This is a genomic window from Corynebacterium drakensteinense, from assembly GCF_041224285.1.
Taxonomy (GTDB): domain Bacteria; phylum Actinomycetota; class Actinomycetes; order Mycobacteriales; family Mycobacteriaceae; genus Corynebacterium.
Map to the genome: position 1 here is coordinate 185,691 of NZ_JAXOFP010000002.1, position 14,309 is coordinate 199,999.

A 14,309-nucleotide genomic window follows, 5' to 3' on the forward strand; every position below is an offset into this window, starting at 1 on the left:
CAAGCATAACGTGAATCACATAATACTGTGATTCACACAGCACAATTGATTCACATCGCTGGAGCTATTCGGACTCACCCGTACCAGCACGCAACTCGTCGAGACGCTGGAAAAACCGGTCGGAGACATTTACCGCCGTCGTCGATCCGCCACCATCGACGATGAGCGTCGCGAAGGCAATATCGTCGTCGCGGAATCCGGTAAACCAAGCATGCGAACCCCCGGAGTATTCTGCTTCACCAGTCTTGCCATGAATGGTGCCACCGGCTTGCATACCTGCGGCAGTGCCCGAGATAACGACCGCACGCATCATCTCACGTAACCCTTCGATGGTCTCTGGTGCAGGACCGGGGACATCCTCGCTCGGCGTGGTCTCGTGACCGGCAATGAGCGTCGGTACCGGGCGATATCCAGCAGCCACGGTCGACGAGACCAACGCAAAACCGAATGGGCTGGCCAAATCGAGGCCCTGGCCGTAGCCTGCTTCCGTACGCTCGAAGGCCGTCTCACCCTCCGGAATTTCACCAGTGACCGTGACAAGGCCGGGAATGTCATAGTCGATCCCCAAACCAAATTGCTTGCCGATATCCTCGAGCTCCCCCGGTGCGAGATTCGTCGACATTTCCGCAAACGTGGTGTTACACGAGGCAGCAAACGCCCGCTGCAATGGCACCGTGCCTAAGGCGAACTGGTTGTAATTGATCACGGTGCGCCCCTGGATATTCATCACCCCTGGACAGCCCACAGACGTCGATGGGTGCAGATCCTGTTTTTCTAAACCTGCTGCAGCGGTGATGATCTTGAAAACCGAGCCTGGTGGATAGTGACCATTCAGCGCGATATCACCATCTTTATCAGCCGCACGGGTTTGGGCGACAGCAAGAATCTCGCCTGTCGACGGGCGCATGGCCACCAACATGGTCTGTTTATCTTCTCGCAAGGCCACCGCGTCTTGTGCGGCGCGTTGAACGTTGTAGTCGATGGAGACTTTCAACGCCGGGGCTGGATCCGCATCGTGGACCGAGACATTAGAAAGTGCAGCCCCCTGCGGGTTAACCACACTAACTTTCCAGCCGTTAGCACCGACGAGGTCGTCACCGACAATGCGTGTTACCCGCGACATGATGTCTGGGGCGAAGTCTTTTTCCACCGGAACCATCGCAGGTTCATCGTTCAAACGCACCCCGGGTACTCCAGCGAGGTCAGCTTCGATGGCGGGGCCTTCATCCATGGAATAGACACCAACTGAATAGATGCCATCAACCGCTTCCAAGAAGTCCGCGAGCTCACTGGCATCGAGGGTGGCAATCCCAGAATCACGTTCTGCGGCTTTATTTACTGCGCTCGCGATACGTGCGGCAGCAACGCGCGTATCGTCCAATTGCGCAGTATCAACCAGCAAGCGGTGCGAAATACCTGGTGACAAAAGCTCGACCCCATCAGACGAAACCACGCTAGCGCGGGCGGCTTCTACTGCACGCAGTTCCAGGTGTTGATTCGCGCCCAAGCGCGGGTGGATCACCGTCGGTTTGTAGCGAACCGTCCACTCGTCAGAGGCCTTAGTGAGCGTCATTTCGGTGTCGTAGACCAGCTCGCGGTCACGAGGTAGATCCCAGTGCAGTGAATAACGGGCGGTGGCGATGGAGTCATTGACATCCACGTCGTTAAGCGTCGCCGTAACTGCCTCGGCCTGCAAGCCGGAAAAAGTATTGTCGATAGCCTCGTTGGCCAGCTGCGGATTATCGACAATGTCAGATAGAGCCTCTGCGTCCCGGTGAGTTATCGCATCCAAAAACTCTTGGGCGACCGGGTCGGCAGAGGCTGGTTTGGGGGTACACGCTGCCAGTGTCCCACCGCTGATCACAGCGGTAATAAGCAGCGCAACCGTCTTTTTCATAGCGAAAAGACTAACACGCAACAGCGCTGTTATTAGGAAGTGACGCGCACATCAGCTTTGGCGCCTTCTTGGGCTTCCAAACCTTGTTCTTCAGCAATGATATTGGCTTGTTCAATCAGGGTTTCAACGATTTGCGATTCTGGAACGGTCTTGACAACCTGCCCCTTCACAAAAATCTGTCCCTTGCCGTTACCGGAGGCAACACCAAGGTCGGCATCGCGGGCCTCGCCTGGGCCATTGACGACGCATCCCATCACGGCAACGCGCAGTGGGAACTCCAAACCATCGAGGCCTTCGGTGACTTCTTCGGCCAATTTGTACACATCGACCTGTGCGCGGCCACACGATGGGCAGGAAACGATTTCCAGCTTGCGCTCTTTCAGGTTCATCGCCTGCAGAATCTGCTCGCCGACTTTGATCTCTTCGACTGGGTCAGCCGACAACGAAACGCGAATGGTATCGCCGATACCTTGCGAAAGCAGCGCCCCGAAGGCCACTGAAGACTTGATAGTGCCCATCATCAACGGACCAGCCTCAGTCACGCCAAGGTGCAGCGGGTAGTCCGTTTTCGCTGCGAGCTGGCGGTAGGCTTCGACCATCAGCACTGGGTCAGAGTGTTTGACAGAAATCGCGATATCACCGAAACCGTGCTCTTCGAACAGCGAAGCCTCCCATATCGCCGACTCCACGAGCGCTTCGGGGGTTGCTTTGCCATATTTTTCCAATAGCCGTTTATCCAACGAGCCGCCGTTGACGCCGATGCGGATGGGAATGCCCGCATCGCCAGCTGCCTGGGCGACTTCTTTCACACGACCATCGAACTCTTTAATATTGCCGGGGTTCACGCGCACCGCTGCGCACCCAGCATCGATGGCCTGAAAAATGTATTTCGGCTGGAAGTGAATATCCGCAATAACGGGAATCGGCGATTTTTTCGCGATCGCCGGAAGTGCCTCAGCATCAATTGGCTTGGGGCATGCAACACGCACGATATCGCAGCCTGTAGCCGTCAATTGTGCAATCTGCTGCAGCGTGCCATTGATATCGTGGGTTTTCGTTGTCGTCATCGACTGCACGGAAACCGGATAGTCCGACCCGACTCCCACATCGCCGACCATCAACTGACGCGTCTTACGCCGCGGAGCCAAGGTTGGCGGCGGACCTTCCGGCATTCCGAGTCCAATCGGAGTTGGCATTTACTCTCCTTGCTTATTGCGAACGTGCTGGCAACAGTTTAACACTGCTGCATCAGTGCTACACACTGCTAAAACAGCACGATTGGGTTGACCAGGTCGGCGATAATGACAATCACACCGACGGTCAATAGCAGCGCCGCCATGCCGTAGGTCAACGGCAGCAGTTTCTCGTAGTTCGCCGGTCCGCCCGGTTCCTGTCCACGCAGGCGGCGGAAGCCATTGCGGATTTTTTCCCACAGCACCACCGCGATGTGTCCACCGTCGAAAGGCGGCAGCGGGATCATGTTAAACAATGCGAGGAAGAAATTCAGCGTTGCCAGCATCATCCAGAACATGGGCCAGAGTTCACGCTCGACCAGTTCACCACCCGCACGCGAAGCTCCGACGACACTGATTGGACCGTCTTGATCACGTTCCCCGCCGAAAATCGAGGCAGCAACATCGGGGATCTTGCCGGGGAAAGCGATGATGCCTTGTACTGTGGCCTTCAGCATGAACCAGGAATAATCCAGGCTTGCAGGAATTGCCCCCACCACGCTGTATTCACGATGAATGTCCAGCGGCGCACTCGCCAAGCCCACCGATCCGACGGTCTGCGAGTTGCCAGAGGCGTCGTAACGCACCACAGAATCCAGCTCTACCTCCAGCTGTAACTCACGGTCGCCACGTTCTACGTCCAAGGTGACGGTTTCGCCGGGACGAGCCTGCACCTCATCACGCAACTGCACGAAGCTTTCTAACTCTTCGCCGTTCAGCGCAGTGATAATGTCCCCGGTTTGCACGCCTGCCCGTCCACCTGCGCCGTCACCGGTGCAGTCTTCCAATTCAGCGGGTGCACCGGGCTGGGTAGGTGCTTTCTGGTCCGCCGAACAGGTGACCTCCCCCACGGTGGCACGAACGTCGGCATGCGGGTCCGGCAGCCCGGCACTGGCCGCCACCAGGAAAAGGATGAACAGACCCAACACGATGTTGACGAACGGGCCAGCTGCCAGGACCACGATGCGCTGCCACGCAGGCTTGGAATACATCGCGTGCGGTTTTTCGTCCTCGGTCAGCTCATCCATCGCTGTCATACCTGCGATATCACAAAACCCACCGAGTGGCAGCGCCGCCACGCCATAGCGCGTGTGCCCCTTTGTAAACGAGAACACCGAGGGACCGAAGCCGACGTAAAACCGTCGCACGCGCATACCAAACGCCCGCGCCGAGATCATATGCCCGGCTTCATGCAAGGCGATCGTGGCAGCAATGCCCAGTGCAAACAGGAAAATACCCAGAATAAATGCCATTGCGAAACCTTTATCTCAACTGCGAAATCTGCTCACCGGCGATGCGTCGGGCTGTGGTTTCCAGCTCATAGACGTCGGCAAGACTGCTTGCGAGCGGGCCGGATTGCGCGGCAAGTGTTTCCATGACTACACCGATGACATCAACGATCTGCGGAAAGCAAATCTGTTGTTGCAAAAATGCCGCGGCGGCCTCTTCATTCGCCGCATTGAATACTGCGGGCATTCCCTCTGTTTCTAGTGCGCTGCGCGCCAGCTCAAGCGCCGGGAAGGCTTGATTGTCGACGGGCTGGAACTCCCAGGTCTGCGCATCTTGCCAATTCAGCGGCGGCTGGGCATGGGCAACCCGATTCGGCCAAGCCAATGCGTGTGCGATCGGCAACTTCATCGACGGTGGAGATGCTTGTGCAAGGGTGGATCCATCACAAAACGTGGCTGCGGAGTGCACAATGGATTGCGGGTGCACCACGACGTCGATATGGCTAGCAGGGAAGTCAAAAAGGTAGCTCGCTTCAATGAGTTCGAGGCCTTTATTGACCAACGTTGCTGAGTTCAGCGTATTCATCTGCCCCATCGACCAGGTGGGGTGGGCAGCGGCCTGTTGCGGGGTCACCTCCCACATGTCTTCGCGGCTCCAGCCGCGAAATGGCCCACCCGAGGCTGTCAGCACCAGGCGAGACAATTCACTGCGACGTCCAGAGCGCAGCGCTTGGGCCATGGCTGAATGTTCAGAATCAACGGGCACGATCTGGTTGGTACCTGCCTGATCGAGCACCCAGCGCCCGCCGGCCACCAGGGATTCTTTGTTCGCTAAAGCAAGCGTGGATCCTGCGGCCAACGCCGCTAAGGTGACGGGAAGACCACGGGAACCATCCATTGCGTTGAGAATGACGTCGGCGGCGGCATTTTTGCACAGATCTGCGGCAGCATCTGGCCCACTAGGAATGGTGAAGCCGAGAGCGCGCGAGATAGTTGCGGCAGCCTCATGGTCAGCGATGGCGAGGTTGCCTGCTGCGATGCCGAAGTGTCGGGCTTGGTCGATGAATACCTCTGCTCGCGTTCCGCCGGCGGCAAGGCCAACCAGACGGAATTTATCCGGGTTATCAGCGATGACTTCGAGAGCTTGGGTACCAATCGATCCGGTCGAGCCAATGACGACGACCGAGCGTGGCTCATCCGCGCAGTACGACGGTTCCGCTGCGGCGGGCCGGGCACTTGTTGCGTCGATTCCCTGCTCGCTTGCCTGTGCTGGTTGCTGGGAATGCTGCTGGGTTTCATGCTCACGATTCACCCTCAATACTTTATCGCCTGAGTGAATACAACGTAATTCGAGAATGCTACGGGCTTGCTACGGGCTTGCTACGGGCTTGCTACGAGATCCCCGCCCGCTAGCTTGTTGCAGCCTAAAAACGTTGCAGCCTAAAAACTAAGTGCCTGTAAACACGGAACCTGTAATCGCTTTATCGGCGTCGGTATGCGAGAATAAAAGCAGCTATGTAATGCGCTCGGGTGCTAGCCCACTGCGTTAGCCCACATATGTGGTCCGGCCGAGTGCATGTTTTTACTGATGTTGATGTGAAGGAGTATCCGCCGTGGCTTCCCATGAACCCGCACCGCAGATACATAACGGTGTATCTACCAACGATGTTCCCTCGGCTGCCTGGGGTTATAGTGCCGTTAAGCGCACCACCATCCAGGTGTCCGGCTGGATTTCAGTTCTGTGGCTGCTGGGGCTGAACTTTGGTAACCACGAAGGCCACGTCGAAACGATTTACTTGTTCACCTTCGCGATCTTGATCGCGGTTGGCCTGCTCATTCATCTTTTTGAGCCAAAGTTGTCGCAGGTACGCACAATCACCGGCCGCAACAAGGGCGAAAACCACCACGAGCCAGAGTGGGCTTATCAGCAGGCTACCTTGACTGGCGTCTACGCTGATCTGACCGATTCCCAGCTGCGTTCGCTGAATATCGATCCTGCTCGTGTCGCACAGTTGCGCGCAGGCAAGCGCGACGAGGCCATCGAAGGTTAAGGTCCGCCCCACGTGGCCGGCATGTTGGTCGCGACAAACTTTTAGCCACCCCGGTTTCGGGGTGGCTAGTTTTGTATTTGCCAGAGTGTGTTCACGCGGAAAGCCAATTTTCCGCACGCACAGACTCCGTACAGGGCCGCGTGGCCCTGCGCATCCGCGCAGCCTAGGCGCGGGCTTCCATCTTTCGGTCGGCTTCTTCCTCGGCTGCAAGCTGACCACACGCCGCAGCGATTTCTTGGCCCTTTGTGTCGCGCACGGTGCACGGCACCCACTGAGAAACTCGGCGCACGAACTCAGCCTGCCGGTCCTTCGGCGAAGCATCCCACTCCGAGCCCGGGGTCGGGTTCAGGGGAATCAAGTTCACGTGCACCTTGGTACCCAAAGCATTCCACAGCTTCTCGCCGAGTAAGTCCGCACGCCAGTCTTGATCATTCTTATCGCGGATCAAGGCATATTCGATCGAGACACGACGCGAAGTCTTTTCTACGTAGTACTTTGCAGCATCCAGTACTTCTTCCACAGACCAGCGGTTATTCACTGGAACGAGAGTATCGCGGAATTCGTCGTCAGGAGTGTGCAGAGATACCGCAAGGGTGACGTTCATCTGCGCATCGGCGAGCTTGCGAATGGCAGGCGCCAAGCCCACCGTCGAGACCGTCACGTTACGAGCAGAGATTCCGAATCCTTGTGGACCAGGTGCAATGATCTGGGCGACGGTATCTTTGACGCGCTTGTAGTTGGCCAGCGGCTCCCCCATGCCCATAAACACGATATTCGACAACCGCGAGCCTTCGTCGGCAAGCGTTTTCGCTGCGTGTCGCACTTGCTCAGTCATTTCTGCGACGGAGAGATTGCGATCCAACCCGCCTTGACCTGTGGCACAGAACGGACAGTTCATGCCACAGCCTGCCTGCGAGGAAATGCACAATGTCGCGCGGTTGGGATAGCGCATGACGACGGATTCCAACAGCGTCCCATCGTGCAGACGCCACAGCGACTTGGAGGTGTGCCCGTCGTCAGTTTCCTTGGAGTACAGGTGTGTCATCAACTGCGGGAATAGCGCTTCAGCAACTTTCTCGCGTGCGGCAGCAGGAAGATCCGTCATCGTGGTCGGATCGGCTTCGTAGCGTTCGTAATAATGCCGCGCGATCTGATTGGCGCGAAATTTTGGCAGCCCCAGTTCGGCCAACGCGGCGATGCGTTGTTCTTCACTCAAATCCGCGAAGTGTTTTGGCGGAAGACCCCGCTTGGGGGAGGAAAAGTCGAGTTTTACTGGTTGTGGCATGACGACCATACTGCCTTGTTCGACGGGTATGGACAAATCAACTAGACGTGGATTACACCAACACGTTAATGACCAACCAGGTCACCATAGCCGCGGGCAACATGCCATCGATGCGATCCATGAGTCCGCCGTGTCCCGGAAGGATTGCAGACATGTCTTTGATGCCGAATTCACGCTTGAATTGTGATTCGACAAGGTCTCCCAGGCTGGCGCACACCACCAAGCCCAAGCCCAAGATAATGCCGATGCGCCAATCATCGTGCAACACAAAATGCACGGTCAGCGCACCAGTAATAGTGCCGAATAAGACAGACCCGCCGAAACCTTCCCAGGATTTCTTGGGGCTCACGGCTGGCGCCATCGGGTGCGTACCAAACATCACCCCTGCGGCATATCCACCAACATCGGAAGCAACGACGCACAGCATAAACGTCGCGATCGCGGCACTCCCCGACGCCCACGGCGTGGAGACTTGCGAGAGCATCGCAGCAAAAGAGGCGAACAGCGGGATCCACAGCAGCACGAATACGCCGACGGACATATCCCGCAAGTAATTCTGCGGCGCAGAATGCCGCCCATTATGGAACAGGCGACCGAACATCAACACCAGTACGGAAGCAACGAATGCTGCCATCAACCCGGTGACATCAAACGGCCACGACAACCAGATCATGGCCTGCCCCATGACAATCATGGAAACAAACGGCAGGCTGTAATTGTTTTCCCGCAGCCTGGAAAGCACTTCCCACATCGCCACGGCGACGCCAACTGAAACCAGCGGGTACCACGCCAACGGACCGATGAATAAGGCGCCGATAACCAGAGCGCCCAGCACCAAGCTCACGATGATTGCCATACTGAGATCACGCCCGGCATCATTTTTGGGGTACGGAAGGTGGCCGCGTAAGGACCAGTTCGATAGAGATTCCTTCATACCACTCCGTCAGGCATGTCGTTATTGGTGGGTTTTGGGTAGTGAGCAGCGCACAATTACGCAGCAGCTTAAACTTCCATCAATTCGTTTTCTTTGTTTCCTACAACATCATCGATGGATTCGACGTATTTCGCAGTAACTTTCTCCATCTCAGCTTCTGCTGCCTTGACCTCGTCTTCGCCGCTCTCGCCATCTTTCTGCAGTTTTTTCAACTGTTCCATGGCTTTACGACGCACGTTGCGGATAGCGATCTTGCCGTCTTCACCCTTTGAACGTGCCAGCTTCACCATGTCTTTACGACGCTCTTCGGTCAGCTGCGGAATGGTCACGCGCAACACCTGGCCGTCGTTGGTGGGGTTGACGCCCAAATCGGAGTTACGAATAGCGTTTTCGATTTCGCCGATCATCGACTGCTCATAAGGCTTGATCAGCAACATGCGTGGCTCTGGCACCGAGACAGTCGCCATCTGCGTAATTGGGGTTGGTGCACCGTAGTACTCGGCAACCAGACCGTTGAACATGGATGGGTTCGCACGTCCGGTGCGGATGGTGGTGAGGTCTTCGCGGGTGTGTTCTACAGAAGCGGCCATGCGCTCTTCTGCTTCTAGCAAAATATCGTCAATCATGAGTATTTCCTGTACCTAATTTTTCCTGTATCTAATTGGGCAGAGTGTTTTTCTAGGCGAACCGAGGTGCATTGCGCCAAAGTGAGTTCGCGGAACTGTCTTTCACGCAGTACACCCAGTGCCGTGGAGTGGTTCTTAGCTTTCTCGTGAGGTTACCAGGGTGCCGATGCGTTCCCCAGCAACAGCACGCGCAATATTGCCTTCAGTGAGCAGATTAAACACCAAAATTGGCATGTCATTGTCCATGCACAAGCTGAAGGCAGTGGCATCCGCTACTTTGAGGCCTTTTTCGATGACTTCACGTGGAGTGATCTCTGTGTAGAGTTCAGCGTCCGGGTTGTAGCGCGGGTCGTCGGAGTAAACGCCATCGACGCCCTTCGCCAAAAACAGCACTTCTGCCCCGATTTCGAGAGCGCGCTGTGCTGCAGTCGTGTCCGTAGAGAAATATGGCATGCCCATGCCGGCGCCAAAGATCACGACGCGGCCTTTTTCGAGGTGCCTGTCGGCACGCAGCGGCAAATAAGGCTCAGCAATCTGTGCCATGTTGATCGAGGTTTGCACCCTACAATCGACGCCAAGTTGTTTGAGGAAGTCCTGCAACGCCAGTGAGTTCATCACTGTACCGAGCATTCCCATGTAGTCGGAGCGCGCGCGATCCATACCACGCTGAGATAGTTCGGCGCCGCGGAAGAAGTTTCCGCCACCGATCACCACTGCGATTTCCGCACCGGTTTTTGCTACTTCCGCGATTTGGCGGGCAACGTTTTCGACAACGTCAGGGTCAATGCCGACGGTACCGCCGCCGAACATTTCGCCGCCGAGTTTCAACATAACGCGTTTATAGCTGGTTCTTTGTGCACTTGCGGCGTCAGTCACCGTGATTCTCTCCTTGGCTGTGCAGACATTGTTTCTTATGCTACCTTCTCCGTTTTCTACACTAGCAACTAGCCAGCACGCGAATTGTTAAACCGTGCTCTCGCCGGTTTGGTGTGCGCATCCCGTAGCAAGCTTGGTTCGTCGCGGAAAAACCGACTTGGCAGATTCTAGGGTGGCGAATCCTAGGGGCCGTGCAGATACGGCAAAACCCTCGCCAGAACTGGCGAGGGTTGCACGAAAAGCTGTCTATACAGACTGAGACGGTAAGGCTTAGGCCTGGCCGACCTCGAAACGACGGAAGCCGGTGAGCTTGACGCCAGCTTCTTCGGTTACCTGCGCAACAGTCTTCTTGTTGTCTTCCAGGGACGGCTGTTCCAGCAGAACAACATCCTTGTAGAAGCCGTTCAGGCGGCCTTCGACAATCTTCGGGATTGCCTTTTCTGGCTTGCCTTCTTCGCGGGTGATCTGCTCGGCGATGCCCTTTTCCTTCTCGACGATCTCAGCAGGAACGTCTTCGCGGGACAGGTACTTCGCCTTGAGAGCGGCCACCTGCATAGCAGCGGCGCGAGCAACGTTATCAGCGTTGTCAGCGTCGGACTCGTAGGAAACCATAACGCCAACTGATGGTGGCAAGTCGCCGGAACGCTTGTGCAGGTAGATAGCAACCTTGTCGCTGTCCACAGTAGCGGCACGCTTGAGTTCCAGCTTCTCGCCGATCTTTGCGGACTGTTCTTGGATCAGGTCGCCAGCGGTGGAGCCGTCAACCTCAACAGCCAACAGTTCTTCCTGCGAGTCTGCCTTTGCAGCTCCAGCTGCTTCAGCGATCTTGTTCGCGAAGTCGATGAAGTCCTGGTTCTTGGCAACGAAGTCAGTTTCGCAGTTGACCTCGATCATGGTGTTTCCAGAAACAGCGATCAGGCCCTCGGAAGCGTCGCGGTCTGCGCGCTTGCCGACGTCCTTGGCACCCTGAATACGCAGGGTTTCCACGGCCTTGTCGAAGTCGCCGTCGTTTTCTGCCAACGCTTTTTTGCAGTCCATCATGCCGGAACCGGTCATGTCACGGAGCTTCTTTACGTCTGCAGCGGTGTAGTTCGCCATAGTGTGGGCGATCCTCCTTGTATAGGAACGATGTGAAAACGGTGACACGTCAAAAGACGTGCGTTTCGGTGTCTTGCGCCAGCCTAGTGATTAGGCTTGCTCAGACGAAGCGCCTTCAGCCGATGCTGGATCAGCAGCAGCTGCAGCTTCTGCGGCATCGCGCTGTTCCTTGTCGGCGGAATCGCCAGCGGATTCCTTGGCAGCCGCCAGCTTACGCTCTTCGCGTGCTTTCTTGCCTTCTTCTACAGCGTGGCCGATGACGCGGGACAGCAGCTTGGTAGCACCGATGGCGTCGTCGTTTCCTGGAATTGGGAAGTCTACATCGTCCGGATCACAGTTGGTGTCCAGAATGGCGACGATTGGGATGTTGAGCTTGTGTGCCTCAGCAACCGCGATGTGTTCTTTGTTGGTGTCAACAATCCACAGAGCGGAAGGAGTCTTGGTCATCTCAGAGATGCCACCCAACACGCGCTCGAGCTTGACGCGCTCGCGGGTCAGGGTCAGGACTTCCTTCTTGGTGCGGCCCTTGTAGCCATCTTCAGCAGCATCCATGGCCTGCAGTTCTTTCATGCGGGCCAGACGCTTGGTGACGGTCTGGAAGTTGGTGAGCATACCGCCGAGCCAACGGTGGTTGACGTATGGCATGCCGACGCGCTTGGCTTCTTCTTCGACAGCTTCCTGCGCCTGCTTCTTGGTGCCGACGAACAGGATGGTGCCGCCATGAGCGACGGTTTCTTTAACGAATTCGTATGCCTCATCGATGAAGGTCAGCGTCTGCTGCAAGTCGATGATGTAGATGCCGTTACGATCGGTGAAGATGTGACGACGCATCTTTGGGTTCCAGCGACGCGTCTGGTGACCGAAGTGGACACCCGCGTCGAGGAGCTCGCGCATGGTTACAACTGCCATGGTTAGCTTCCTTTTCGGTAGATAGTTTTTTGGTTTTCCTGGACAATGCAAGGGTTTTTATCCCCTGCCCTAGCAATGAAGTCCGCCGCCAACACTTCGTGGGCTGCAGAGTTCGCATCACTCTGGGCCTACAAAGACCACGTCGGCGTGGTTTTTCACTGTCTTCGTTTCTGTTATGAGACAAGCGAAAACTTCATCGCGCGTAGTCAGTGCGCATAACACACACTGCTAGCCGGAATCATAGGCTAATTCTCGCCGAAACACCAATCCTTTTGGCGATTTCTCCACAGCTCAGCGCGGTTATGTCACTTGAATAATCATGCATCACAGTTATCCACAACCACAGCAGGTGTACGCTGCGCTCGTCGCTCACACGACACACACTATGTTGTATGGCAGCACCTGGAAAACGCTTGAGATACCTTCCGCTAAACGACTCGAAAGTCCCCTCGGAATTCAGCCCCTCGTTCAATTACGCTCAGGCACCTGGCTGTCGGATGTGCACCGCTTACACTTACGCCAGTCAGCGTCGTCCATGTGTCCGTCCTGCACGCTTGGTTCTCCTCGTCATCACATGCGTGCTTACTTTGGTCGTTACGCCGACAAATGCGAGTTCAGCAAGCGCTGATCCCGAAAGTCTGCGCACCGCGGGCGTTCACACCACAGCCGAGGCATATTCCGGCAATTACGTTGACCCCGGCACCCGAAGCGCTAGCCCGTCTCCAGTCTTACGCGGATTTGATCCCCCGGAGAAAGACTGGCTGCCGGGCCACCGAGGCGTCGATTTAGATATCCCAGTCGGTGCGCAGGTGGCAGCAGCAGGCGATGGCACGGTGCATTTTGCCGGCTCGGTTGCGGGCACACCCACCGTCTCGATTGAGCATGACGACGGCATCCGCACCACCTATCAACCTGTCTTCGCCCACGTCCGTGCTGGCGATTCTGTCGCTGCTGGTGACTCGATTGGAACACTGGCTCCACCCACCGATGGTGATCCCGGGTTGCACTGGGGTGCGCGCGTGGGGCCGAAATCCTATATCAATCCCCTAGATCTGCTCGGCGAGGTATTCATCCGGCTCAAGCCCTGGGATGGCTAGCAATCTTGCTCACGCAGTGGGATCTCACGCTATGGGCTGCAGACGGGCGGCAGAAGACCTGCAGAATTATGCCCGCGGGTGCGCCTGACGATGCACCTGCTTCAGGCGTTCTGCCGTGACGTGCGTATAGCGTTGCGTCGTTTGCAAAGACGCATGTCCTAAGATCTCTTGCACGACGCGCAGATCTGCCCCACCTTCCAACAAATGGGTGGCCGCTGAGTGTCGCAAGCCGTGCGGGCTAAGACCTGCAATACCGTGCTCCATGCCCGCGCGTTCGACGATCCGTCGTACCTGGCGCTGGTCAATTCTTTTGCCACGGTTGCCAAGAAATAGGGCGCGGTCACTCCCGAGGTTCGCCCCGCCCGCGTTTTTGCTGGCTCGTGCGGCAACCTGAGGCCTTCCGCCGTTGATCCACGCGGCTAGCGCCCGTGCTGCGGTATCACCAAACGGCACCACACGTTGTTTATTGCCTTTACCCGTAACTTTGCAGGTGCCGCGAGCCGTATCAACCTCATCCACATCGAGTGATACCAGCTCAGCAACGCGCATCCCGGAGGCATACAGCAGCTCCAGAATGGCGGTATCGCGCAAGCCTTCTGGATTATTCCCCGCGCTGTGCTGCTCAGTCTCGTTGCTGTGTTGCTCAGTCTCGTCGCTATTCGAGCCTGAACTAACCACCGTCGCTGCTTCATCAACGGCCAGCACCGTCGGCAACGTATTACTGACACGAGGACTTTGCAGGCGGGCGGCGATGTCAGCCTCGAGGTGGCCTTGCCGTTGTGCCCACGTCGAAAAGGCTCTGGCAGCCGAGGCCCGGCGCGCTAGTGTTGCCCGGGATTTGCCGTCGCGTACGGCTTGGGCAAGCCAGGCGCGCAATGCGGGGAGACGAAAATCCGCAAAGGTTGTGATCTCGCGTGCGAGATCGTTCAGGTCGCTGCGATAGCTGCGCACGGTGGCTGCCGAGCGCCCTTGCACATAGTGCTGGTAATCGGCGAAGTCGTCGACGGCTGCAAGCAGCTGGTTCGTGTGCGGGCGGCTGTCCATATCAGTTAAGTATAGGCTCGTACCGCTCTCG

At 56.8% G+C, this 14,309-nt stretch carries 13 protein-coding genes; 2 read left to right on the forward strand and 11 right to left on the reverse strand.

All coding sequences use genetic code 11. The features are described from left to right. Positions 1-64: 64 nt before the first annotated feature. The 4 genes from U1140_RS02260 to dxr all read right to left on the reverse strand — a co-directional run bounded on the left by U1140_RS02260 (position 65) and on the right by dxr (position 5,532). Positions 65-1,897 (reverse strand): penicillin-binding transpeptidase domain-containing protein, encoded by a 1,833-nt coding sequence (locus U1140_RS02260; protein WP_369845831.1) that lies wholly within the window; start codon positions 1,895-1,897, stop codon positions 65-67. Positions 1,898-1,929: 32 nt separating this feature from the next. Next, positions 1,930-3,093, reverse strand: a complete 1,164-nt coding sequence (gene ispG, locus U1140_RS02265) for a flavodoxin-dependent (E)-4-hydroxy-3-methylbut-2-enyl-diphosphate synthase (protein WP_369845832.1) — start codon at positions 3,091-3,093, stop codon at positions 1,930-1,932. A gap of 68 nt (positions 3,094-3,161) precedes the next feature. Continuing rightward, entirely contained in the window at positions 3,162-4,382 is a 1,221-nt protein-coding gene (locus U1140_RS02270) for a M50 family metallopeptidase (protein ID WP_369845833.1), read from the reverse strand. 10 nt (positions 4,383-4,392) lie between these two features. Then, on the reverse strand, positions 4,393-5,532 hold the full coding sequence (gene dxr, locus U1140_RS02275) for a 1-deoxy-D-xylulose-5-phosphate reductoisomerase (protein WP_369845906.1): 1,140 nt from the start codon (positions 5,530-5,532) through the stop codon (positions 4,393-4,395). 439 nt (positions 5,533-5,971) lie between these two features. On the opposite strand from dxr, the gene U1140_RS02280 reads away from it, so the two are divergent. After that, a complete protein-coding gene (locus U1140_RS02280; protein WP_369845834.1) occupies positions 5,972-6,409 on the forward strand; it encodes a DUF2631 domain-containing protein in 438 nt (145 codons plus the stop codon). A 163-nt stretch (positions 6,410-6,572) separates the two neighbouring features. Here U1140_RS02280 and rlmN read toward each other — a convergent pair whose 3' ends face one another. From rlmN to rpsB, 6 genes are all read right to left on the reverse strand, one after another. Beyond that, positions 6,573-7,694, reverse strand: coding sequence for a dual-specificity RNA methyltransferase RlmN (gene rlmN, locus U1140_RS02285; RefSeq protein ID WP_369845835.1), 1,122 nt, complete (start codon positions 7,692-7,694; stop codon positions 6,573-6,575). 52 nt (positions 7,695-7,746) lie between these two features. Then, positions 7,747-8,628, reverse strand: a complete 882-nt coding sequence (locus U1140_RS02290) for a phosphatidate cytidylyltransferase (RefSeq protein WP_369845836.1) — start codon at positions 8,626-8,628, stop codon at positions 7,747-7,749. A 68-nt stretch (positions 8,629-8,696) separates the two neighbouring features. After that, positions 8,697-9,254: a ribosome recycling factor gene (frr, locus tag U1140_RS02295; RefSeq protein WP_369845837.1), complete on the reverse strand. Its 558-nt coding sequence runs from the start codon at positions 9,252-9,254 to the stop codon at positions 8,697-8,699. A gap of 135 nt (positions 9,255-9,389) precedes the next feature. Further along, positions 9,390-10,085, reverse strand: a complete 696-nt coding sequence (gene pyrH / locus U1140_RS02300; protein WP_369845907.1) for a UMP kinase — start codon at positions 10,083-10,085, stop codon at positions 9,390-9,392. Between the two features lie 315 nt (positions 10,086-10,400). Then, positions 10,401-11,228 carry a translation elongation factor Ts gene (gene tsf, locus U1140_RS02305; protein WP_369845838.1) on the reverse strand — a complete coding sequence of 276 codons (828 nt, stop codon included), beginning with the start codon at positions 11,226-11,228 and terminating at the stop codon, positions 10,401-10,403. 90 nt (positions 11,229-11,318) lie between these two features. Continuing rightward, complete coding sequence (rpsB, locus tag U1140_RS02310) at positions 11,319-12,137, reverse strand: 30S ribosomal protein S2 (RefSeq protein ID WP_369845839.1); 819 nt, start codon at positions 12,135-12,137, stop codon at positions 11,319-11,321. A 578-nt stretch (positions 12,138-12,715) separates the two neighbouring features. On the opposite strand from rpsB, the gene U1140_RS02315 reads away from it, so the two are divergent. Continuing rightward, positions 12,716-13,234, forward strand: coding sequence for a murein hydrolase activator EnvC family protein (locus U1140_RS02315; RefSeq protein ID WP_369845840.1), 519 nt, complete (start codon positions 12,716-12,718; stop codon positions 13,232-13,234). Positions 13,235-13,300: 66 nt separating this feature from the next. On the opposite strand, the gene U1140_RS02320 is transcribed toward U1140_RS02315, so the two are convergent. Continuing rightward, on the reverse strand, positions 13,301-14,278 hold the full coding sequence (locus U1140_RS02320) for a tyrosine recombinase XerC (protein ID WP_369845841.1): 978 nt from the start codon (positions 14,276-14,278) through the stop codon (positions 13,301-13,303). Positions 14,279-14,309: the final 31 nt, after the last annotated feature.